The sequence below is a fragment of the Aeromonas sp. PrichA-15 genome (genome assembly GCF_017939245.1).
In the GTDB taxonomy this organism is placed as follows: domain Bacteria; phylum Pseudomonadota; class Gammaproteobacteria; order Enterobacterales; family Aeromonadaceae; genus Aeromonas; species Aeromonas caviae.
This window is the reverse complement of the sequence record NZ_JAGKRH010000124.1, coordinates 1-541: the sequence shown is the minus strand read 5'-3', so window position 1 is coordinate 541 and position 541 is coordinate 1. Positions and strand designations below refer to the sequence as shown.

Below are 541 nucleotides of genomic sequence, written 5' to 3'. Positions count from 1 at the left end.
AACTACCCGATGCACACGAGTGTGCTGGAAGGGGTGAACAACAAGATCAAAGTGATAAAGCGCATGGCATATGGATTTAGGGACTCAGAATACTTTTTTCTGAAAATCAAGGCGGCCTTCCCCGGAAAGCCGCGATGAACCAAAAATAAATCCATTGATAAATAAGCGCTTACTTCACGACATAATATGTCGCTCTCGATATTGAGACGTAAAAACAATTACATCAAATAAAAAACAACCAAAAATCATATGGTTGTAAATTGGCATGGTCGTTGCTCTCTCCAATAAGCCCTCCTGGCATATGGAGACAGAACATGAAAATATATATTGCATTGGCAGCATTTCCTTTTCTGGCATTTGCCCCCCCCTCAATGGCGCAAAACCGGGTCGATCTCGGGTATCTATTCACCAGGACGGGGTTGACGGCATCAGTTCTGCCGGGATGGGATAATCTGTCTTCTCGATGCACGCCCTGACCACGGCCCTCAACCACTCCTGTGGGCAGCGGCCCAATCGCTTGCCGGTCTCCACCAACGACAGG

Annotated in this window: 1 protein-coding gene; it reads left to right on the top strand. The window is 47.3% G+C overall.

Features of this window, described 5'->3' with window-relative positions:
• The coding region (locus tag J9889_RS15150; RefSeq protein ID WP_210537942.1) for a transposase at positions 1-138 on the top strand (138 nt) is incomplete at its 5' end.
• Between the last annotated feature and the right edge of the window lie 403 nt (positions 139-541).